This is a genomic window from Achromobacter sp. EG18, from assembly GCF_059759395.1.
Map to the genome: position 1 here is coordinate 2,308,535 of NZ_CM186213.1, position 22,602 is coordinate 2,331,136.

Below are 22,602 nucleotides of genomic sequence, written 5' to 3' on the forward strand. Positions count from 1 at the left end.
GACGCCGCCCGGCGGGCAGCGCCTGCATGGCGCTGCCCCGGCGGCGGGTCGAACTTGCTCAAGCCGGCTGGGATACCGGCGCCAACTCCTGCGCTTGCGCGGCGGCCGGCATGGCGGCCAGGATGCGCTCCACATACGGCCGGACGTGCCGGGCATCGACCGGCGGGCAGGGATAGACCTCGCCGCCGAACACCTGCCGGCCCACCGGGAAGCAGTCGAACATCTGCTCCAGGTCGCTCTGCACGCCCAGGCCGTCGAGCACCGCCGCGATGCGCGCGATGGCGCTCCTGGGCTTGGCCTGCGCATACGCCAGGGCTTCCTCCCGCCACTGCTCGAACGGCAGGCTGCCGACCTGCGCGCCGGCGCCGCGGATGTGCTGCACCAGGCTGTTGAAACCGGGCGCCTGCGGGTTGGCGAAGTCGTAGTCCTGGCCGATGCGGTCCTGGTCGCGGGTCATGACCTGGGCGATGACCCCCGCCAGGTAGTCCACCGGCAGCACGCCGCCGATGTCCGAACCCAGCAGCGGGAAACTGCCCATGGCGATGCAGCCCGAGATCAGGTTGTGCAGGAAATCGCCGCGATCGAGCCGGAAATGGCCGCTGCTGGCGCTGGCGCCGACGAACGGCAGGCGGTAGATCGAGGCCTTGGCCCCGCGCCAGCGCGCCGCCGCCACCATCTGCTCGGCCATGTACTTGGAGCTGAGGTAGCCATACTCGCGTTCGTCCTTGGACACCTCGTAGCCCAGGTAGCGCGGCAGCGTGGCGGCGGTCGAGACAAAGTGCACCGCCTTGCCGCGGCCGCGCGAGGCCAGCCGCAGCACCTCGTGCGTGCCCACCACGTTGGGCGCCAGGTAGTTGTCCAGCGGCAGCATCCAGTCGACCAGCGCGCCCGAATGGCAGATGGCATCCACCTGGTTGGCCAGCTGGTCGAACTCGTGCTCGGACAGGCCGAACAGCGGCTGGGTCAGGTCGCCGACCACCGGGTTCAACAGCGCGGCGTACTCCGGCTTCCAAAGATCGTATTTCTGCAGGATCTCCACCTGCCGCGCCATGGCCTTCTCGGCGTCGTCGGCCCGCACCAGGCAGTAGGCGATGATGTTGGCGCGCAGCAGCTCGTGCAACAGGAAGGCGCCGACAAAGCCGGTGGAGCCGGTGACGAACACCGCTTCGGGCTCGGCCTCCATCGCCAGCACGTTGTCGAACTGCAGTTCCGGCTCCAGATAGCCGCGACGCGCCACGCGGTCGTCCAGGCGACGGCCGCCGGCCGCCTCCTTCGCCGCCGCGTCGGCCTCGGCCGGGGCCTCCTGGCTGTCCAGCCCCGCCTCGGTCAGCTTCTCCAGCAGGAACTGGCTCAGCGCCCGCAGGTTGGGATGGTCGAAGGCGATCTTGGCGGGCAGCGCCAGGCCGGTCATGTCCGAGAGCTGGTTGCGCAGCAGCACGGCGGTGAGCGAGTCGATGCCGATATCCTGCAGCGGCAGGCTGACGTCCACGTCCTCCGGCGAGGCGAACTCCAGCGCCTTGGCCACCTCGGCGCGCACCGCCTCCAGCACCGCGGCCTCGCGCTGTTCGACCGCGGTCTCCACCAGCAGCTTGCGCAGGCCGGCGCCGCCCCCCGCGCCACCGCCCGCGCCGCGCCCGCCCGCCGCGCGGCTGAACAGCTCGCGGTACAGGGCCGGCGCGCTGCCGCCGTTGTTGTCCTCCAGCGTGCGCTGCAGGCGGCCCAGGTCGAGCGCGGCGGCCACGGCCATCGGCGCGTCGCTCATCACGGCGGCCTCGAACAGGTCCAGCGCCTCGGTGGGGCCCAGCGCTTCCATGCCCTGGCGGCTGAAGCGCGTCTTGTCGGCGTCGCTCAGGCGCGCGGCCATGCCCTGCCCGTCCCAGGCGCCCCAGGCCACCGAAGTCGCCGCCAGGCCCTTGGCGCGGCGATGGTGCGCCAGCGCGTCCAGGAAGGTGTTGGCGGCGGCGTAGTTGCCCTGGCCCGGCGCGCCGGTCACGCCGGAGATCGACGAGAACAGCACGAAGAAGTCCAGCGGCAGGTCCTGCGTCAGTCGATGCAGGTGCCAGGCGCCGTCGACCTTGGGCGCGAACACGGTGTCGAAGCGTTCCGGCGTCTGGCCGGCGAGCATGCCGTCGTCCAGCACCCCGGCCGCGTGCACCACGCCGCGCAGCGGCCGGTCTTCGCCAAACTCGCCCATGACCCGTTGCAGGCCGTCGGCGTCGGCCGCGTCGCACGCCACCACGGTGGCGCGGGCGCCCAGTTCGGCCAATTCGGCGACGAAGGCCTCGGCATCCGGCGAACGCATGCCGCTGCGCGAGGTCAGCACCAGGTCGCGCACCTGGTGGTTCTGCACCAGCCACTTGGATACGTAGCGGCCCAACCCACCCAGGCCGCCGGTGACAAGCACCGCGCCGTCCGGATCGACCATGCCGCGGCGCTGCGTCGGCACCAGCACCACCTTGCCCACGTGGCGGGCCTGCGCGATGAAGCGCAGCGCGTCGGAGGCGCTGTCCAGCGGGAAGGTGCGCAGCGGCAGCGGCTTGAGCTTGCCTTCGGCGAACAGCGCGGCGATCGCGCCCAGCATTTCCTGGATGCGCTCGACGCCGGCCTCGGGCAGGTTGTAGACGCGGTAGGTCACGCCCGGATGATTGGCCTCGACCCAGGCCTGGTCGCGCAGGTCGATCTTGCCCATCTCCAGGAAGCGGCCGCCCGGCTTGAGCATGGCGAAGCTGGCATCGATGAACTCGCGCGCCAGCGAGTTGAGCACGATGTCGAAGCTGCGGCCCAGCGCCGTTTCGGCGAAGGTCTGCGCGAAGTCCAGGCTGCGCGAGGTGCCGATGTGGTCATCGGCCAGCCCCAGCTTGCGCAGCGCCGGCCACTTCGGTTCGCTGGCGGTGCCGTAGACCTCGGCGCCATGCAGCAGCGCCAGCTGCACCGCCGCCATGCCGACGCCGCCGGCCGCGGCATGCACCAGCACGCGCTCGCCCGGCTGCATGTTGCCCAGCACGTGCAGGCCGTACCACGCCGTCAGGAAGGTCATGGGGATGGTGGCCGCTTCCTCGAAGCTGAGATTGTCGGGCTTGGCCACCACCTGCCGCGCATCCACCACGATGGAGGAACCGAAGGCGCCGCGCGCCAGCCCCAGCACCGGGTCGCCCGGCTTGAGGTGCTTGACGGCGCTGCCGACTTCCGTGACCACGCCGGCGAACTCCAGGCCCAGCGCCGGAATCTCGACCATGCCCAGCGCGTTCAGCACGTCCAGGAAGTTCACGCCGGTGGCCTTGACCGCGGCGCGGATCTCGCCCGCCGCGAGCGGCTCGTCCACCAGAGTCTTGACCGACAGCGGCTGGTCCAGGCGGCCCTTGGTGGCGATCTCCAGGCGCCAGTTGCCCTCGACCGGCAACACCAGGCCGGCGTTGGCGGGCGCCTTCTTCAGGCGCGGCGCCAGCACCTTGGCGCCGCGCAGCGCGCACTCGGGCTCGTCCGCCAGCGACAGCGCGGACGCCAGCGTGTCCAGGTCGGCCGCGGTGTCGCCCAGGTCGACGATGCGCAGGGCCAGTTCCGGATGCTCGTTGCGCGCGGTGCGCAGCAGGCCCCACAACGGGCTGGCGCCCAGGTCGGACACCGGATCGTCGCTGCTGGTGCCGACGGCGCCGCGCGTCAGCCAGATGACGGGCTTGGCGAAGCCGGCCAGCGCCAGTTCCTGCACCTGCACCAGCGCGCTGGCGGCCTGGCGGTGCGACGACTCGGCCACCTGGCCATCACCGCCCCACAGCTGGATCACGCCATCGCAGGCCTCGGCCTCGCTCAATCGGGCGATGTCGACGACCTGCGCGCCGGCCTGCATGAGGCGCGAACGGACCTCATCGGCCCAGGGCGCGTCGGCGCCGCCCAGCAGGCCCCAGGTGCCGCCGAACACGGCCTCGGGCGCCTCGACCGGCTGCCATTCGGTGCGGAACAGGAAGCGGTCGACCCCGGCCGCCGCCAGGCGCCGCAGCGCCGCGCGGTCGATGCGGCGCGCATGCAGGCGCTGCAACCGGCCCACGTGTTCGCCGCTGGTGTCGTACAGGTCCAGCGAGGCCCAGAACTCGCCCTCGCCCAGCTCGAACTCCGCCACCTTGACCCACACTTCGGCCAGGCCGTCTTTCCAGACCGACAGGCGCTCGGCCTCGAACGGCACGAACACGTCATCACCCACCTGCGCTTTCAGGCGCTGGGTCAGCAGCAGCGAATGCATCGACGAGTCCAGCAGCGCGGGATGCAGCCCGTAGCGGATGGCCGACGACGCGGCCGCTTCCGGCAGCGCCACCCGCGCCCAGACGTCGCCGTCGACGTGCCAGGCGGCATTGATGCCCTGGAACGTCGGGCCGTAGCCGTAGCCCAGTTCATGCAGGTCCTGGTAGAGCGCGGTCACGTCGATCGGATCGCCATCCGGCGGCGGCAGCTCGACCGAATCCTGGCGCGCGGCCTGGGCCAGCACCAGCTTGCCTTCGGCATGCAGCTGCCATTCGCCGTCCTCGTCCGACTCCGGCGCGCTGTAGACGTGCACGGTGCGGGCGCCGCCCGATTCCGCGCCCACGGTGATCTGCATGCGCAGCGATACCCCGGGCGCCAGCACCATCGGCGCCAGGATGATCACGTCGGCCAGGTCCCACTGGCCCTTGACCTGCCGCCCTGCGGCGCGCATGGCCTCGAAGAACGCCGTGCCCGGCATCAGCACCGCGTCCATCACCTGGTGCTCCTGCACCCAGGCCGGCTCGTCGGCCGCCACCACGGTCGTGAACATCGTCATGTCGGTGCCGGCGATCTGCACGCCGCCGCCCAGCAACTGGTGATTGGCGTCGTTCAGGCCGGCGCCGACCGCGCGCGTGGGCATGGGTTCGAGCCAGTAGCGCTCGCGCTGGAAGGCGTAGGTGGGCAGCTTGACCCGTTCGCCGCCATACGGGGCGAAGAAGCCGCGCCAGTCCACCGGCGCGCCCAGCACGTGCAGCTCGGCCAGGCCTTTCTGCATGGTCTGGGTCTCGTCCTTGGCCGGGTTGAGTGAGGCCACCCAGGTCACCGGGCCGTCATCGGCCAGGCAGGCCGCGCCCATGCCGGACAGCACCGGCTGCGGACCCAGTTCCAGGAAGGCGTTGATGCCCTGCTGGTAGAGCGTGCGCATGCCGGCATTGAAGCGCACCGCCTGGCGCGCCTGCTGCACCCAGTATTCCGGCTGGGTCATCTCGCCGCGCCTGGCCAGCTCGCCGGTCAGGCTGCTGACCAGGGCCAGCTTCGGCGTGGCGTAGTCGAGCGACTGCGCCACCTGGCGGAAGGCGCCCAGCATCGGCTCCAGCAGATGCGAGTGGAACGCGTGCGAGACCTCCAGCCGCTTGGCCTTGCGCTGTTGCTGCTTGAAGTGCGCCACCACCTTTTCGATGCTGTCGATGTCGCCGGACACCACCGTCTGCTGCGGCGCGTTCAGGCCGGCCAGCGAGACACGGGCGGCCAGGCCGAGCGCGGCCAGCGCCGTCTCGACCTCGTCGGCGCTGGCCTCCAGTGAGGCCATGCCGCCACCGGCGGGCAGCGCCTGCATCAGGCGGCCGCGCGCGGCCACCAGGCGGCAGGCGTCGTCCAGGTCGAACACCCCGGCCGCATGGGCCGCGGCGATCTCGCCGATGCTGTGGCCCAGCAGCAGCTCGGGCTGCACGCCCCAGCTTTGCCAGACCCGCCACAACGCCACTTCCAGCGCGAACAGGGCCGGCTGGGTGAAGTCGGTGCGGTTGAGCAAGGCGGCCTCGTCGCTGCCGGCCTCGGCGAACATCACCTCCAGCAGCGGCTTTTCCAGCGTGGTGAAACGCTGCGCGATCTCGTCCAGCGCCTGGCGAAAGACCGGGTTGGACTGGTACAGGCCGTGGCCCATGCGCGGCAGCTGGCTGCCCTGGCCGGTGAACAGCAGGGCCAGGCGGCATTCGCGGTCGCGGTCATCGACCATGCTGACCGCGCCCGCCGGCACCTCGCCGGTGCGGCCGTACGAAGCCAGCGCGTCGAGCAGGTCGGACTTGCCCTTGGCGAACACCACCAGGCGCTTGCGGAAGTGCGTGCGGGTGGTGGCCAGCGAATAGGCCACGTCCAGGAAGCGGTCCTGGATGTTCATGCCCATGTGCAGGTGCAGCTTGTCGGCCTGCGCCCGCAGCGCGGGCACGGTGAAGGCCGACAGCACGAACGGCAGCGACTCGGGCGTGGCCGCAGGCTTGGAGGCGCGGGCCGGCGCGGCGGCCTTGGGCGGCTCTTCCACGATGACATGGGCATTGGTGCCGCCGATGCCGAACGAGCTGACGCCGGCGCGGCGCGGGCGTTCGCCCGCCGGCCACGGCTGCTCCTGCTGCACCAGCGCCATCTGCGCCGCGGCCCAGTCCACCGCCGGGGTCGGCTCGACCACGTGCAGCGTGATGGGCAGCTTGTCATGATGCATGGCCAGCACCGCCTTCATGACGCCCGCCAGGCCGGCGGCCGCCTGGGTATGGCCCAGGTTGGACTTGACCGAGCCGACCCACAACGGCCGCTCGGGCGTATGGCTGCCGCCGAACACCGCCGCCAGGCCATTGCCCTCGATCGGGTCGCCGAGCTTGGTGCCGGTGCCATGCGCTTCCAGGTAATCGATGTCGGAAGGCTGCAATCCGGACATGGCCAGTGCCTGGCGGATCACGCGCTGCTGCGCCGGGCCGCTGGGCGTGGTCAGGCTGGCGCTATGGCCGGCGTGGTTGACCGCGGTGCCGCGCAGGACGGCCAGGATCGGATCGCCGTCGCGCTGCGCGTCCGACAGGCGCTTGAGCACCACCACGGCGGCGCCTTCGCTCCAGCCGGTGCCGTCGGTGCTGGACGAGAACGACTTGCAGCGGCCGTCCGGCGACATGCCGCGCAGGCGGCTGAATTCCACGTGCAGGTCGGGCGACAGCATCAGCGTCACGCCGGCCGCCACCGCCAGGTCGCATTCGCCCTGGCGCAAGGCATTGCAGGCCAGGTGGGTGGTGACCAGCGACGAAGAGCAGGCGGTGTCCACCGTCATGCTCGGCCCTTCCAGGCCCAGCACATACGAGACCCGGCCGGACATGGTGCTGCCGGCCGAGCCGGTGCCGACGTAGCCGTCCAGGTCGGCCAGGCCGCCGGCCAGCGCCAGGCCGTACTCGTGGTAGCCCTTGCCGATGCCGACGAACACGCCGGTCTGGCTGCCGCGCAACTGGTCCATCGAATAGCCGGCCAGCTCGATCGCCTCGGAGGTGACTTCGAGCATCATGCGTTGGGCGGGGTCGAGCGCCCGCGCCTCGCGCGGCGAGATGCCGAAGAATGGCGCGTCGAACAGGTCGATCGGCGTCACGAAGCCGCCGCGCATGCAGTACGACTTGCCGCGCGCGTCCGGGTCGGCGTCGTAGATGGCGGCCGCGTCCCAGCGTTCCCTGGGCACTTCGACGATGCCGTCGCCGCCGCGCTCGAGCAGGTTCCACAGGTCTTCGGGGCTGTTGACGTTGCCCGGCAGGCGGCAGGCCATCGAGACGATGGCGATGGGTTCGTCGGCCAGGGCATTGCGGCGCTTGGGCGTGTTGAGCGCGGCCTTCTTGTTGCCGGCCAGATGCGCGGCCAGGTCCTTGATGGTGAAATGTTCGTACAGCGTCGAGGTCGACACGTTGCGGCCCAGCAGCTTCTGCAGCTCGGCCTGCACCCGCACCACCCGCAGCGAATTGCCGCCGATCTTGAAGAAGCTGTCGTGGATGCCGATGCGGTCATGGCCCAGCACTTCGGCCCAGACCGCCTGCAACTGCTGTTCCAGCTCATTGGTGGGCTGCACCGCCGGCTCCAGCATCACCTCGGTGGGTTCGGGCAGCGCCTTGCGGTCGATCTTGCCGTTCGGCGTCAGCGGGAACTCGTCCAGTTCGACGAAGAAGTCCGGAATCATGTAGCCCGGCAGGCGCGCTTCCAGCCAGGGCCGCAGCACGCGTTGCAGCGCGGGGCGCGGCGGCGCGCCGGCCGCGGGCTGGTTGGCCCATTGCGCCAGCGCATCGCGGTCGAGCGCCTGGGGCGCCTGCCAGCCCAGGTCGGGCTGTTCGCCGGCCTGCCAGAACACCGCGTCGAACGCCCAGATGTCGCGCGCGCGGCTCGGCAGCATGGCCATGCGATAGTCGGCCGCCTCGGCCGCCTGCGCCAGGTCGCGCGGGTCGACCCACTGGCCCGGGCCGGTAGTGGCCTGCGCCTCTAGCACGTGGCCCACGCGTTGGTGCACGTCGGCCAGGCGGCCGTTGGGAATATTGGCGATGGCCAGCGGCTTGCCGCCCTTGCCCAGGCGCCGTGCCAGCTCCGGCAGATCGAGTCCGTCGCGGCCCCAATCGAGCGCCGTCGTGGCACGCGGCCTGGCGCGGCCGGAAGCCGGCGCGCCGACGTGCAGGATCACGTCGAAGCGAAAGCGCGACATCTCGTTGACGTAGGCGCCGTCGCGCAGCAGGATTTCAACGCGCGAGATCTGCGGGTACAGCGCCGGCAGGTTGGCGAAGAACTCGGGCGCCAGCACCAGCTCGCGTTCCGCGCGCAGGCCGCGCTGCGCGCGCCGCCGCAGCTCGTCGGGAGACAGGCTGCACAGGCCCTGGAAGTTGGCCACGTCGGCATGGAATGCCTCGAGCAGCGCCAGGTCGCGCACGTCGCCTACGAAGATGCGGCCCTCGGTCACGGCCTGGGTGGCCCAGTCCAGCACCGACAGCAGATAGCCGGCGCTGGGGAAGTACTGCGCCACCGAGTTGATGACCACGGTGTCGAAGCTGCCCGGCTCCACCTCCGGCAAATCGTTGGCCAGGCGGTGTTCGCACGAGGCCTGCGGCAGGCCGCCCAGGTGGCGGTTGATCTGTTCCACCGCCTGGCTGGAGGCGTCGATGGCGCGGTACTGGGCGACCTTGGGCGCGACGCCGAACAGCACCAGGCCGGTGCCCGAACCGATCTCGAAGACGCGCTCGGGGCCGGTGGCCAGGATGCGGTCGACGGTGCGTTGCTGCCAGTCGCGCATTTCGTCGGCGGCGAACGGCAGGCCGTCGTAGCTGTTGTGCCAGCCGGCGGTGTTGAAGGTGGGATCGGCCGCGCCGGGCTCGTAGGCCCGGTCCCAGACATCGCGCCATTCGGTCACGGCGGTGGTCTCGGCGCGGCGGTCCTGCGCCGCGCTGGCCGGCGCGCTGTTGCGCAGGCAGTAGGCGACCAGCTGGTCGTTGCGGCCCACCACCACGGCGCGGCCGATGTCTTCGTGGCTGGCCACGGCGGCCTCGACCTCGCCCAGTTCGATGCGGAAGCCCCGCAGCTTGATCTGGCCGTCGTTGCGGCCCAGCACCACCAGCTTGCCCGGCTCCTTGAAGCAGGCCAGGTCGCCGGTGCGGTACAGGGCGCCGGGCGCGAACGGGTTGGCGCCGAACTGCGCCGCCGTCTGCGCCGGGTCCTTGTGATAGCCGCGCGCCACGCCGGCGCCGCCGATGCACAGCTCGCCGGGAAAGCCGGCCGGCACCGGCGCCAGGTTGGCGTCCAGCACGTACAGCTGGGTGTTGGCGATGGGCTGGCCGATGACGATGTCCTCGCCCGGGCGCACCTGCCAGACGCTGGACCACACGGTGGTCTCGGTCGGGCCATACATGTTCCACACCGACTCGGCGCGCGCCAGCAGCTCGTCGGCCAGCGCGCGCGGCAGCGCTTCGCCGCCGCACAGCAGGCGCTTGAGCGCCACGGCGCGCGGCCAGCCCGATTGCAGCAACAGCTGCCAGGTGGTGGGCGTGGCCTGCATCATGGTGACGGCATGGCGGCGCATCAGGTCCAGCAGCGTCTGGCCGTCCAGGCTTTCCTGCTGGCGCGCGATCACCACGCTGGCGCCGCTGATCAGCGGCAGGAACAGCTCCAGCGCCGCGATGTCGAAGGAAATCGTGGTCACCGCGAGCAGGCTGTCGCCGGCGTCGCAGCCGGGCGCGGCGCGCATCGACAGCAGGAAGTTACCCAGCGCGCCGTGGGTGACTTCCACGCCCTTGGGCTTGCCGGTGGACCCCGAGGTGAAGATGACGTAGGCCAGGTCGTCAGCCTGCGCCGAGGGCGGCGCATTGGCGCTGTCGTCCCCGGCCTGGGCCAGGGCGGCGCCCAGATCCAGGCAGCGCTCGGCCCAGGCGCTCAGGCTGGCGTCGCGCGCCGCCGGCGGCGCGATCAGCAGCGCCGGCTGGGCCGCTTCCAGCATCTGGCGGATGCGCTCGGCCGGGAACGCCATGTCGACCGGCACGTAGGCGGCGCCGGTCTTGAGCACGGCCAGCAGCGCCACGACCATGTCGATGGAACGGTCCAGGCATACGCCCACCAACTGGCCGCGGCCAATGCCCTTGCCGCGCAGCACGCCGGCCACGCGGTTGGCGGCGGCGTTCAGTTCGCCATACGACATGGACTGGTCGGCGCAGCGCAGCGCCACCCTGCCCTCGTGCTGGGCGGCGGCGTGCTCGAACAGTTCGTGCACCACCGCGCCGAGCGTGGCGGCATCGCCGGTGGCGTTGAACTGCTCCACCAGCGATTGCCGTTCGCTGGCCGACAGGGCCTCGACCTCGCCCAGCTTGCGGTCGGTCGACGCCGGCAGGCGGCGGCACCAGTCCGCCACCTGCGCGGCCAGCTGCGCCGCGGCGCGGCGCGTGATCTTGCGCGGATTGAAATGCAGTTCGAAGGCTTCACTGCCGGCCAGCAGCACGAACTCCAGCGCCGGACGGTCCTCGTCCACCGCGTAGGCCGCGGGCACCTGGCTGGACACGAGCACGTCCGGCGTCAGTTCACCGCGCGCATGGCGGGCGGCCAGCGCCGCGTCGCGGCCGATCAGGTCGCGCCGGATCAGGCCATGCTCGCGCGCCTGGCCCAAGGCCCCGGCCACGGCGTCCAGGTTGCGCGACACCGGCGCCGCCGGGTCCATGTGCGCCAGGACCGGCGCCCAGGCGCAGAACACATCGCGGCACTCCGGGTCCACATCTGTGCGCGGCAGCGCCACCGCCAGGTGGACGTCGGCCGCGCCCGAGGCGCGCGCCAGGAAGGTGCACAGGCTGCCCGCGGCCTGCTCGATGAAGGCCTGCTCGCGCCCGGCGCCCTGCGGCGCGGCGGGCAGCTTGCCCACGATAGGCGCCGTGTTGGTCTCGGGGGCGGTCGGCCGCGCATACGGCAGGCGGTACGGTTGCCAGGCGGCCCACTGGCCGCGCCAGAAGGCGGCGGAACCCGACGCGGCGGTGCCGGCGGCCGTGACCTGGGCGCGCACCTGCTCGCTGGCCGAGGCCAGGCGCGCGCCCGCCCGCAGGCTGCCGGCGCTGGCCAGGTCGGCGATGGCGACGTCCTCGCCCTCGAGCGTGCACAGCGCTTCCAGGCGCAGCACGCGATTGCCGGTGGCGATGCTGGCGCCGAAGGCATCCACCGCCACCACATCGCCCGGCGCCGCGCCCGCGGCGCGCGCCTCGACGCTGACCTTGCGCACGGCCAGCACACGGCCATCGATCAAGGCCTTGGGCCATACCAGCGGGCTGCTGAAGGGGCCGTGGTCGGTGGCGCGCACCATGGCGGCGATCTGCTCGGCGTCCTGGTGCCAGTCAATCAGGCCTTCGGCCGAAAATTGCGAATGGCGCGAGAAATAGCGGCGCCGCGACAGGTCCTGCGGCGTCTCGCGCTCGCGGCCGGCGGCCAAGTCGTCGACCAGCGCGCCGAAACTCTGGATGGCGGTCTCGTCGCACTTCAGGCCCAGCGACAGGGCCGTGTCGGTCGATTCGATCGGCACCGCGACGCGCTTGAGAATGCCGCCGCCGTCGATGATCTCGCCGATGCGGTGCCAGGTGATGGCGTAGTCGATGGCGCGGTCGTACACCGCCCAGGCCGGCACGTGCAGGCCCGAGTATTCCGGCAACGGGCCATAGTGGTAGTTGATGCTCATGCGCCGCACGCGCTCGAGCAGCGCATCGGGGATCACCGAGTAGTTGCCGATACTGAAGAGGATGTCGGCCGACAGCCGGGATTCCGGCTTGACCGCGTCGTCCAGCGCGTACTGCGGGATGCCGGCCTTGGCGGCCCACGCGCGCACGGTCAAATCGGTGGAAATCACTGCCTGTATGCGGTGTCCCTTTGCCATCAGCAGTTCGCCGCAACGAACCAGGACACTGCCGTCTCCAACCAAAAGCGATACGAAACTCGTCATGATCTGTTCTTCCTATGAAAGACATTCTGACCCTGGCGGCAGCACGTTTTTTTCTAATGCGTTGCCTGCCGCCCGCATGCTCGCGTCGACGAATTCTTATACAGATGATTTGAAAATTCCAGACGCGTCACTGCCTCCAAACACGTACGTACACCCCCATTTCTTCGAGCAAAAAAACACGTCCCGGCCGTTCGCGCCTGGCGCGGTCAAACGCCATTTGGAACACATGTGAACATGCTCGCAAGCGCCTGAATCCGCGCCTCTACGCCGTATTTCGAGCGTCATATCGCCACTCCACGACGGCGCGATTTCGCGCATCGATGCGCGGCCCGTCCGGTACGTACGGGTCGACATGCGCATCCCCCCACTACGTATTCGCGTACGTGGATGCACGTATAGAGATACGTATTGGCGCAGTCCTACACTTGATCGCACAAGCACACCACCGCCGCACATCACCGTGCATGGGGAGAGGGACATGTTCGATCATTCGGGCGTTTCGATCGTGGGCAGCGGCCATACGCCGTTCGGCAAATTGGACGCTCTGAATCTTGAGCAACTCATCGTGATGGCGGCCAACGAGGCGATCGAGGACGCCGGCATCGACCCCGCCGAGATCGACGCGATCTACCTGGGGCATTTCAACGCGGGGCTGGTGCCCGATGCCTTCCCCGCCTCGCTGGTGCACCAGGCGCATCCGGCCTTGCGCTTCAAGCCCGCCACGCGCTGCGAGAACGCCTGTGCCTCGGGCTCGGCCGCGATCCACGCCGGCCTGCGCGCGATCCAGTCGGGCGCGGCCGGCACCGTGCTGGTGATCGGCGTCGAGAAGATGACCTCGCGCAGCACGCCCGAGGTGACCGAGGCGCTGGCCTGCGCCGGCTACAAGAACGATCCACGCGAAAGCGCCATGAGCTTTCCGCAGCAGTTCGCGCGCCTGGCCGAGAAATACGCCGAGCGCTACGAAGACCCGCTGCCGGTCATGGCCGCCATCGCCGCCAAGAACCACGCCAATGCGCTGCGCAATCCGCTGGCGCAGCTGCGGCGCGAGCTGGACGCCGACTTCTGCAACACGATCTCGGAACGCAATCCCATGATCGCGGCGCCGCTGCGCATGACCGACTGTTCCCCCATCAGCGACGGCGCCGCCGCCGTCATCCTGACCTGCGAGCGGCGCGCGCCGCGCTATGCGCGCCAAGTGCGCTTTCGCGCCGCCACCCAGGTCAACGACATGCTGCCGCTGGAGGGCCGCGACCTGCTGGCGTTCGAGGGTCCGCACCGCGCCATGCAGCGCGCCTACTCGGATGCCGGCATCCAGCTGCAGGATCTGGATTTCGCCGAGGTGCACGACTGCTTCACCATCGCCGAACTGCTGATCTACGAGGCCATGGGCCTGGCCGCGCCCGGCGAAGGGCATCGCGTGCTCACCGAGGGCACGGTGCGCCGCGACGGCGATCTGCCGGTCAACCTGTCGGGCGGACTCAAGGCCAAGGGCCACCCGGTCGGCGCCACCGGCGTGTCGATGCACGCGCTGGCCTACCGCCAGCTGACCGGCCGCGCCGGCGACATGCAGCGCCCCGGCGCCGAGCTCGGGCTGGTTTTCAACATGGGCGGCATGGCCGTGGCGAACTACGCGTCGGTGCTCGAGGCGGTGCGGGCGTAATGGCATGAATATCGCGAACTGGTTGCAGGCGGCCGCGCTGGAGCACGGAGGCCGGCCGGCCCTGCATACGGGCCTGCGCCTGCATGCGAACTACCGTGACTTCGCCCGCCGCGCCGCGGCGTTGGCCGGCTGGCTGCAACGCGACCATGGCCTGGCCCCGGGCGATCGCGTCGCGCTGTTCGCGCGCAACCGCGTCGAATACCTGGAGCTGCTGTACGCGGCCTGGTGGCTGGGCGCGGTGGCGGTGCCGATCAACCCCAAGCTGCATCCCAAGGAGGTTGGCTGGATCGCCGCTAACGCCGACGCCAGCGTGATCTTCACCGACCGGCTCGACGATCTGCCGGCGGGCTGCCTGCCGGATGGCTGCCGCCACCTGGAGATCGACGGCGCCGACTACGCCCGGGCCTGTGCCGGGACCGGCCCCTGGGCGCCGCCGGCGCCGCTGGCCGCGGATGCGCTGGCCTGGCTGTTCTATACCTCCGGCACCACCGGCCGGCCCAAGGGCGTGATGCTGAGCCACCGCAATCTGGTGGCCATGGGCCTGTGCTATGCGGTGGACGTGGAAACCGTGGAGCCCGGCGACGGCATGCTGTACGCCGCGCCCATGTCGCACGGCGCCGGGCTGTACCACGTGCTCTACGTGCGCAAGGCCGCGCGCCACGTCGTGCCCGAATCGCGCGGCTTCGAGCCGGCCGAGATCCTGGCGCTGGCCGAGCAGACCGGTCCGCTGTCGTTCTTCGCCGCGCCCACCATGATCAAGCGCCTGGTGGAGCAGGCGCGCGCCGGCGGCCGCGACGGCCGCGGCATCAAGACCATCATCTACGGCGGCGCGCCGATGTACCTGGCCGACCTGGAAGAAGCCCTGGCGGTGCTGGGCCAGCGCTTCGTGCAGATCTACGGCCAGGGCGAAAGCCCGATGACCATCACCGCGCTGTCGCGCGAGGTGATCGCCGATGCCGCCCACCCCGAGCGCGCCGCGCGGCTGGCTTCGGTCGGCACCGCGCAGAGCTGCATGGAGCTGCGCGTGGTCGACGCCGCGCTGCGGGCCGTGCCGTCCTGCACCGAGGGCGAGGTGCTGGTGCGCGGCAACGCCGTGATGCAGGGCTACTGGCGCAACGATCCCGCCACCGCTGAAACGCTGGTGGACGGCTGGCTACGCACGGGCGACATTGGCCGGCTCGACCATTCGGGTTTCCTGACGCTGACCGACCGCAGCAAGGACGTGATCATCTCCGGCGGCTCCAACATCTATCCGCGCGAAGTCGAGGAAACGCTGGCGCGGCATCCCGGCGTGCGCGAGGTGGCGGTGGTCGGCGCGCCCAGCGCGCAATGGGGCGAAGAGGTGGTGGCCTTCGTGGTGTCGCGCCCCGGCGCGACCCTGGCGCCCGAGGAACTGGACGCCTGGTGCCGCGGCGAAATCGCCTCGTTCAAGAAGCCCAAGCGCTACGTATTCCATGAAGAGCTGCCCAAGAACAGCTACGGCAAGATTCTCAAGACCGCATTGCGCGAAGCCTTGCGCAGCGCGGAACCAGGCGGTCAGGGAGATGCCAGCCCAGGCCGATGAACCGGCGCATCAGAAGCCGGAATCCCCCAAGGAGGAGAGCATGAGAAGACGCGATTTCATCAAGGCCGCCAGCCTGCTGGCCAGCGCATCGGCCCCGGCCATCTGGACCGGCCGCGCGGCCGCCGCGGCCAAGCCGGTCACCCTGAAGTTCGACAGCTACATCAGCGAGACGTCGGGCCCCTCGCGGCTGGACGAGTGGTACCTGAAGCAGCTGGAGACCCGCAGCAACGGCGCGGTCAAGGTGCGACGCTACTGGGCGCAGTCGCTCAACAAGGTCGGCGAGCACCTGTCCGCCGTGCGTGACGGCACCTCGGAAATGTCGCTTATCTCGCCGGGCTACTACCAGGCCCAGCTGCCGGTCACGCGCGGGCTGGACTGGTACTACCGCATGCACCGCTCGGACGCGCTGCAATGGCTGTGCCGCGACGTCTACGCCGAGTACCAGCCGCTGCGCGACGAATGGGAGCGACGCTACAACAGCAAGGTGCTGTACTGGACCAACTGGTACTACGCGCCGCTGGTGACGCGCCAGCCGATCAACTCGATCGAGGACATCCGCGGCAAGCGCATCCGCGGCTACGGCGCCGCCAACGAGGTCATCGAGCGCCTGGGCGGCACCGCCGTGCCGATGGCCGCGCCCGAGGTCTACACCGCGCTGGAGCGCGGCGTGCTGGACGGCGTCTACGGCTTTGACTTCATCACCGCCGTGGCCTACAAGCTGCACGAGATCGCGCCCTACTTCACCGATATCGGCGACGGCCCGCACGGCCCGGCCGCGACCATCATCAACGCCCGCGTGTGGAACAACTTCCCCGATCCGGTCAAGCAGGTCAGCGACCAGATCGTCAGCGAAATCTACGGCGGCGAATACGCGCGCATCTACGAGGCGGCCGCGCGCCAGTACGTCAAGACCGCCAAGGCCGAGGGCGCCAAGTTCTCGTCGCTGTCGCAGGCCGAGAAGGACCGGGCGCGCACCCTGGTGCAGCCGGCGCAGACCGAGGGCTGGGTCGAGCGGGTGGCCAAGCCCTCCGGCCTGGACGGCCTGGCGATGCAGGCCCTGGTCAACCAGGCCATCGCCAAGTACGACGCGCAGGGCAGCTTGAAACGCTTCGACGAACTGGCCGCCGAGGCCTGACGCCGTTTCCTTCCCCGCGGCCCGGCGCGCGCCGGGCCGCCACAGGCAGAGACCCATGGACTATTCCTCCCGACTGGGCGTGGCGCTGCGCGCCGTCTCCAACGTGTTCGGCGCCATCGCCACGCTGTTCCTGCTGTTCCTGATGTTCGGCATCACGCTCGACGCCATCGTGCGGGCCATCTACGGCCATTCCATTCCCGGCCTGTTCGAGATGTCCGAACTGAGCCTGGTCGTGATCGTCTTCTTCGGCCTGGGCTGGACCCAGATGGACGACGCCCACATCCGCGTCACGCTGCTGCACAAGAAGGTGCCGCCGCGCGTGGCGCAATGGATGGACGCGCTGGCATGGCTGGCCGCCGCCGCGGTGCTGGCGATGCTGGCCTATCCCGCCACCGGCGAGGCGCTGGAATCGATCGAGATCCGCGAGTTCCGCTGGGGCTACGTGGAAGTGCCGATCTGGTGGACCAAGGCCATCGTCGCCCTCGGCCTGTGGTTCGGCGCGCTGCAGATGCTGGCCCAGGCTGGCTGCAGCCTGTGCCGCGCCGAACCCGCTGCCCGCGCCACCCCGGCGCTGGCCTCGCATTGACCCTCTCGCGGGAATTCCCTCCATGGATGACGTCACCATAACGCTGGTCGCCACCGGCCTGATCTTCGTATTCCTGCTGCTGGGCGCGCCGGTCTTCGCCGCGCTGGCGCTGGCCGGCATCACCGGCCTGGTCCTGGTCGAGGACAGCGCTTTCGTGCTGAACCGTCTCAAGTCGTATTCCTATGCGCAGTCGGCCTCGTACCTGCTGACCGTGATCCCGCTCTTCATCCTGATGGGCGCCTTCGCCCATCACGCGGGCGTGGGCCGCAGGCTGTTTGACATGGCGCGCAAGTGGGTCGGCCACATGCCCGGCGGACTGGCCATCGCCAGCGTGCTGACCTGCGCCGGCTTCGCCGCCACGTCGGGCTCCAGCGTGGCCACGGCTGCCACCGTGGGCGCGGTCGCCATCCCCGAGATGAAGCGCGCCGGCTACGACGCGCGCCTGTCGGCGGGCGCGGTGGCGGCCGGCGGTGTACTGGGCGTGCTGATCCCGCCCAGCGTGCTGCTGATCTTCTATGCCGCCCTGACCGAGGTCTCGGCCGGCAAGATGCTGGTGGCCGGGGTGCTGCCCGGACTGCTGTCGACGCTAGTGTTCATCCTGGGCATCCGCGTCATCAGCGCTTCGCCGCAGATGGCCGCGACGGTGCTGCCCAAGAGCCCGTGGCGCGAACGCGTGCTGTCGATCCGCAACGGCTGGCAGGTGCTGGTGCTGTTCCTGATCGTGCTGGGCGGCATCTACCTGGGTTTCGTGACGGCGACCGAGGCCGCCGCGGTCGGCGCGTTCGCCGCGTTCGTGATGCTGCTGTGCGCCCGGCAGGCGCGCGGCGAACTGGGCGGCAAGCTGGTCGAAAGCCTGCGCAACGCCGTCACCACCACCGTGATGATCCTGTTCACCATGCTGGGCGCGGGCCTTTTCAGCCTGTTCCTGAGCCTGGTGCAGATCCCGCAGCAGATCGCCGAGGTGATCGTGTCCTCGGACATCCCGCCACTGCTGGTGGTGGGGCTGATGCTGCTGGCCTACTTCCCGCTGGGCATGTTCCTGGATGCCTTCTCGATGCTGGTGATCACGCTGCCGATCATGTTCCCCACGGTGGTGTCGCTGGGCTTTGACCCGATCTGGTTCGGCATCCTGGCCGTGAAGATGTGCGAGATCGGCCTGATCACGCCTCCGGTCGGGCTGAATGTGTTCGTCATCGCGGGCATAGACCGCCAGACGCCGTTGACGCGGATCTTCCACGGCGCCTGGTGGTTCGTCATCATGGAGGTGGTGACCACGCTGATCCTGTTCTTTTTCCCTGTCATCGTCACGATCCTGCCTGAGATGATGCTCGGAAAATGAAGCGGGACGCGCGGCCCCGCTCAGGCCATGTTGTCGACCAGGATGATCTTGGACACCAGTTCGGCGGTGTTCTTCGCGTCCAGCTTGCGCATGATGCGGGCGCGATGCACCTCCACCGTGCGATAGGAGATGTCCAGCCGCATGGCGATCTCCTTACAGCTCAGGCCGTTGGCGACGTAAGCGGATATCTCGCGTTCGCGCCGCGTCAGGTTGGCCGTGCGCAGGCAGTTTTCGGCGATGCGCTCGAAGCTCCAGATCATCAGGTCGAAAGGGTCTTCCGGAGTCAGGGTGATGCCGCGCGCGCGCGCCCAGAACACCTCGCGGCTGCGGTGCTGCATGAAGCGCTCGTCTTCGTAGTAGCAATTGCTTTCCAGGTGTTTGAGGCAGCGCTGGCCGATCTGGTGAAAATCGGAAAGCGAGGGGTAAAGCTGGAGTATCGATTTGCCCACCAGTTCCCTGCGCGTGTAGCCGAACAGATTTGCGAAGGAGTGATTGCATTCCGAGATCTTGCGCGCGCTGCAGATGACCTGCGGCGCGGGAGATTCCTTGAAGGCGAGCAATGTCAGGTGAAAGTCACTCATATTGTCTCCCCGGATAGCGTGCCGGTCTTGCCGTTGCGCAGCGGAATCCGCGGCGCTTTTCTGGCGGCCCGCATCTTGTCCGTGCGGGCTTCGAGGCGCCAGTGTATAAGAAGCTTCCGGCACCTGGAATGGGCTTTTTCCAGCGGTTTCAGGCGGTTTTTTCCACCCCGTTTCATTCCTTTTCATGCACCTGCGCGCCACCTCTTTTTTCGCGCCGCTTGTCCGCGGCGACCGGCCATGACCGGCCACTCGACCGAGGCCCTGCCCTCGCTGCCGCTGAGCGCCCGCCTGGCGCAGCGGCTGGAATGGATCACGCCCGGCGCCAGCGCTGCCGGCGGCCTGCCGCCGACACAGCGCCGCCAGGCGGAGTTCCAGGCCGGCCGACGACTGGCGGCGGCGCTGCTGGCGGCGCTGCGCGCGCCCGCCACCGACGTCGGCGTGGCCGCGGACCGCTCACCCATCTGGCCCGCGGGCTACGTCGGCTCCATCAGCCACAGTCGACGGCTGGTGGGCGTGGCGGTGGCGCGTCACAGCGACGTGCGCGCGGTAGGCATCGACATCGAAGCGATTGCCGATCCCTCCGCCGTGGAGGCGATCGAATCGCTCTGCATGCGGCCCGAGGAACGCGCGTTCGATGCCGGCGCGCTGACCCGCGCCGAGTTCGCCACGCTGCTGTTCTCGGCCAAGGAGGCGTTCTACAAATGCATGCAGCCGCTCACCCAGGTGGCGTTCGATTTCGCCGACGTCTCCGTCACCCGGATCGATCCGGCGCGGCAGTGCCTGGAACTGCGCCTGCTGCGCGCCGCGACGCCGGAATTCGGGCCGGGTCGCCTGTTTGAATGCGGCTATCGCAGTGCACAAGGCCACGTCTATACTGCCTTGGAAATTGGCCATTGAAGCATCTCCCCCCCTTACGTTGTTCCCATCGACAAGGAGCGTTCAAATGTCTGATCCCATCGTTATCGTGAGTGCCGCGCGCACCCCGCTGGCCGCCTTCCAGGGCGAATTTTCCACCCTCTCAGCCAACGAGCTGGGCGCCGTCGCCATCGGCGCCGCGCTCGAGCGCGCCGGACTCAAGCCCGACCAGGTCGACGCGGTGCTGATGGGCAACGTGCTGCAGGCCGGCCAGGGCCAGGCGCCAGCGCGGCAGGCCTCGATCAAGGCGGGCATCCCGTCCTCGGTGGGCGCCATCACGGTGTCCAAGGTGTGCGGTTCGGGCATGCAGGCCGCGATGCTGGCGCACGACGGCATCATCGCCGACACCTATGGCGTGGTGGTGGCTGGCGGCATGGAATCCATGACCAACGCGCCCTACCTGCTGACCAAGGCGCGCGGCGGCTATCGCGCCGGCCACGCCACCATGTACGACCACATGATGCTCGACGGCCTGGAAGACGCCTACCAGGTGGGCCGCGCCATGGGCACGTTCGGCGAGGACTGCGCCGCCAAATACGGCTTCACCCGCGAAGAACAGGACACCTTCGCGGTGGAATCGGTCTCGCGGGCGCAGAAGGCCGCGCGCGACGGCGTGCTGAAATGGGAAACCGTGCCCGTCACCATCAAGTCCAAGAAGGGCGACACGGTGATCGAGCTGGACGAGCGTCCGCAGAAGCTCAACGTCGAGAAGATCCCGACCCTCAAGCCCGCCTTCGCCGCCAACGGCACCATCACCGCCGCGTCCTCGTCGGGCAACGCCGACGGCGCCGCCGCGCTGGTGCTGATGCGCGAATCCACCGCCAGCAAGCTCGGCTGCAAGCCGATCGCCCGCATCGTCGGGCACGCCAGCTTCGCGCAGGAACCCGAATGGTTCACCACCGCGCCCGTGGGCGCGATCAAGAAGCTCTACGACAAGACCGGCTGGAAGACCGCCGACGTGGATCTGTTCGAGATCAACGAGGCCTTCGCCGCGGTGACCATGGCGGCCATGAAGGAGCACGACATCCCGCGCGACAAGGTCAACATCCACGGCGGCGCCTGCGCGGTCGGCCATCCCATCGGCGCGTCGGGCGCGCGCATCATGGTGTCGCTGCTGGGCGCATTGAAGGCCACGCAGGGCAAGCGCGGCGTCGCCACGTTGTGCATCGGCGGCGGCGAGGCCACCGCGATCGCGCTGGAAATGGTCTAAAAAAGGGTCACGCCCTCGTTTTAAGACGTCACAGAACTGCGCGTAAACGTTTCCGCGGCGCCTGCGGGCGCCGCCCTGCTGTGCGCGGCCGGCCCCTCGTGGCCTGCCGACACAGGAAAACACATTGCGAAACTTGAAGCCTCCCGGGGTGCCTTGCCATCATGGTCGGACATTCATCCGGAACAAGGAGGTTTCATGCCGTATTCCAAAACCGCAATCCTGTCGGCCATCATGTTGACGGCCGCGCTGTCCGGTGCCCCCGTCCTGGCGCAGAACGCCCCCGCCAGCCAGACGCCCATGGCGCCGGCAGCGGTGCAGCCCACCGACCAGCAACTGCAGCGCTTCGCCTCGGCGTCGCAGAAGGTGTCGGGCGTGGTGGACGAATACCGTCCCAAGGTCGACGCCGCCAAGACCGATGCGGACAAACAGAAAGTGATCCAGGAAGCCGACGCCAAGATGGTCAAGCTGGTGCAGGCCGATGGCCTGTCCGTGGAGGAATTCAATGGCATCGGCCAGGCCGTGCAGCAGAATCCCCAGCTCAAGGAGCGCCTGATGAAGATGGGCAAGGCTGGCGCGACGGTGCAGTAGGTCCGTCCGTCTTTCCCCGCCTGCCCTGCCGGCCGCGCCTTGGCGGTATCCTAACGGGATACTTCCAAGGAGTGCGGCATCTTGACCATCGATCTCACCCTGTATGACCTGGCCGGCGCCGATCCGACGCTGCGCTTCAGCCCCCATTGCTGGAAAACGCACATGGCGCTGGCCCACAAGGGCCTGTCCGCCAACACCGTGCCGTGGCGCTTCACCGACAAGGAAGCGATCGAATTCTCGGGCCAGAAGCTGGTGCCGGTGCTGGTGCACGGCGACCACGTGATCAGCGATTCGTGGCAGATCGCCTGCTACCTGGAAGACACGTTCCCCGAACTCCCCTCGCTGTTCGGCGGCGACAGCGGCCGCGCGCTCAGCCTGTTCGCCAACACCTGGGCCGACACCACCCTGGTGCCGACGCTGGCGCGGCTGCTGCTGCCGGAGATCCACGCCCTGATCGACGCCAAGGACAAGGACTACTTCCGCCATACCCGCGAAAAGCGCTTCGGCCCGCTCGAAGACCTGCCCGCGTTGCGGGAGGAACAACTGGCGGCCCTGCGCGCCTCGCTGCTGCCCTTGCGCCAGACGCTGGCGCGGCAGCCGTACCTGGCCGGCCAGCAGCCGGCCTATGCGGATTACGCGGTGTTCGGTTTCTTCATGTGGGCGCGCTGCACCAGCGCGCTGGAACTGCTGGCGGCCGACGATCCGGTGGCCGCGTGGCGCGAGCGGCTGCTCGATGCCCATGGCGGGCTGGCGCGCCAGGCGCCCGTGGCGGCGGCGTAGCCCGGTCCGGCGCTGGCGCCAGGCGCACACGCGGGCGCTTGGCGCGGGCCGCCC

Annotated in this window: 11 protein-coding genes; 9 read left to right on the forward strand and 2 right to left on the reverse strand. The window is 69.6% G+C overall.

Features of this window, described 5'->3' with window-relative positions:
- Positions 1-58: 58 nt before the first annotated feature.
- Positions 59-12,097, reverse strand: coding sequence for an amino acid adenylation domain-containing protein (locus tag AC6CR5_RS10525; RefSeq protein WP_498085603.1), 12,039 nt, complete (start codon positions 12,095-12,097; stop codon positions 59-61).
- Positions 12,098-12,668: 571 nt separating this feature from the next.
- On the opposite strand from AC6CR5_RS10525, the gene AC6CR5_RS10530 reads away from it, so the two are divergent.
- The 5 genes from AC6CR5_RS10530 to AC6CR5_RS10550 are packed head-to-tail and all read left to right on the forward strand — an operon-like array spanning position 12,669 to position 18,474.
- Positions 12,669-13,850 (forward strand): acetyl-CoA acetyltransferase, encoded by a 1,182-nt coding sequence (locus AC6CR5_RS10530; RefSeq protein ID WP_053499135.1) that lies wholly within the window; start codon positions 12,669-12,671, stop codon positions 13,848-13,850.
- Between the two features lie 4 nt (positions 13,851-13,854).
- Positions 13,855-15,414: a class I adenylate-forming enzyme family protein gene (locus AC6CR5_RS10535; RefSeq protein WP_498085604.1), complete on the forward strand. Its 1,560-nt coding sequence runs from the start codon at positions 13,855-13,857 to the stop codon at positions 15,412-15,414.
- 40 nt (positions 15,415-15,454) lie between these two features.
- Complete coding sequence (locus AC6CR5_RS10540) at positions 15,455-16,549, forward strand: TRAP transporter substrate-binding protein (RefSeq protein ID WP_047991664.1); 1,095 nt, start codon at positions 15,455-15,457, stop codon at positions 16,547-16,549.
- Between the two features lie 55 nt (positions 16,550-16,604).
- Positions 16,605-17,135 (forward strand): TRAP transporter small permease subunit, encoded by a 531-nt coding sequence (locus AC6CR5_RS10545; protein WP_006386118.1) that lies wholly within the window; start codon positions 16,605-16,607, stop codon positions 17,133-17,135.
- A gap of 22 nt (positions 17,136-17,157) precedes the next feature.
- Positions 17,158-18,474 carry a TRAP transporter large permease gene (locus AC6CR5_RS10550; protein ID WP_006386117.1) on the forward strand — a complete coding sequence of 439 codons (1,317 nt, stop codon included), beginning with the start codon at positions 17,158-17,160 and terminating at the stop codon, positions 18,472-18,474.
- A gap of 20 nt (positions 18,475-18,494) precedes the next feature.
- On the opposite strand, the gene AC6CR5_RS10555 is transcribed toward AC6CR5_RS10550, so the two are convergent.
- A complete protein-coding gene (locus AC6CR5_RS10555) occupies positions 18,495-19,055 on the reverse strand; it encodes a LuxR family transcriptional regulator (RefSeq protein WP_006386116.1) in 561 nt (186 codons plus the stop codon).
- 237 nt (positions 19,056-19,292) lie between these two features.
- Between AC6CR5_RS10555 and AC6CR5_RS10560 the strand changes: the two genes are divergently transcribed.
- From AC6CR5_RS10560 to AC6CR5_RS10575, 4 genes are all read left to right on the forward strand, one after another.
- Positions 19,293-19,952, forward strand: a complete 660-nt coding sequence (locus AC6CR5_RS10560) for a 4'-phosphopantetheinyl transferase family protein (protein WP_498085605.1) — start codon at positions 19,293-19,295, stop codon at positions 19,950-19,952.
- A gap of 46 nt (positions 19,953-19,998) precedes the next feature.
- Positions 19,999-21,180, forward strand: coding sequence for an acetyl-CoA C-acyltransferase (locus AC6CR5_RS10565; protein WP_020928590.1), 1,182 nt, complete (start codon positions 19,999-20,001; stop codon positions 21,178-21,180).
- A 195-nt stretch (positions 21,181-21,375) separates the two neighbouring features.
- Entirely contained in the window at positions 21,376-21,768 is a 393-nt protein-coding gene (locus AC6CR5_RS10570) for a DUF4168 domain-containing protein (RefSeq protein WP_006386112.1), read from the forward strand.
- An 81-nt stretch (positions 21,769-21,849) separates the two neighbouring features.
- A complete protein-coding gene (locus AC6CR5_RS10575) occupies positions 21,850-22,548 on the forward strand; it encodes a glutathione S-transferase family protein (protein WP_498085606.1) in 699 nt (232 codons plus the stop codon).
- The last annotated feature ends 54 nt before the right edge of the window (positions 22,549-22,602 follow it).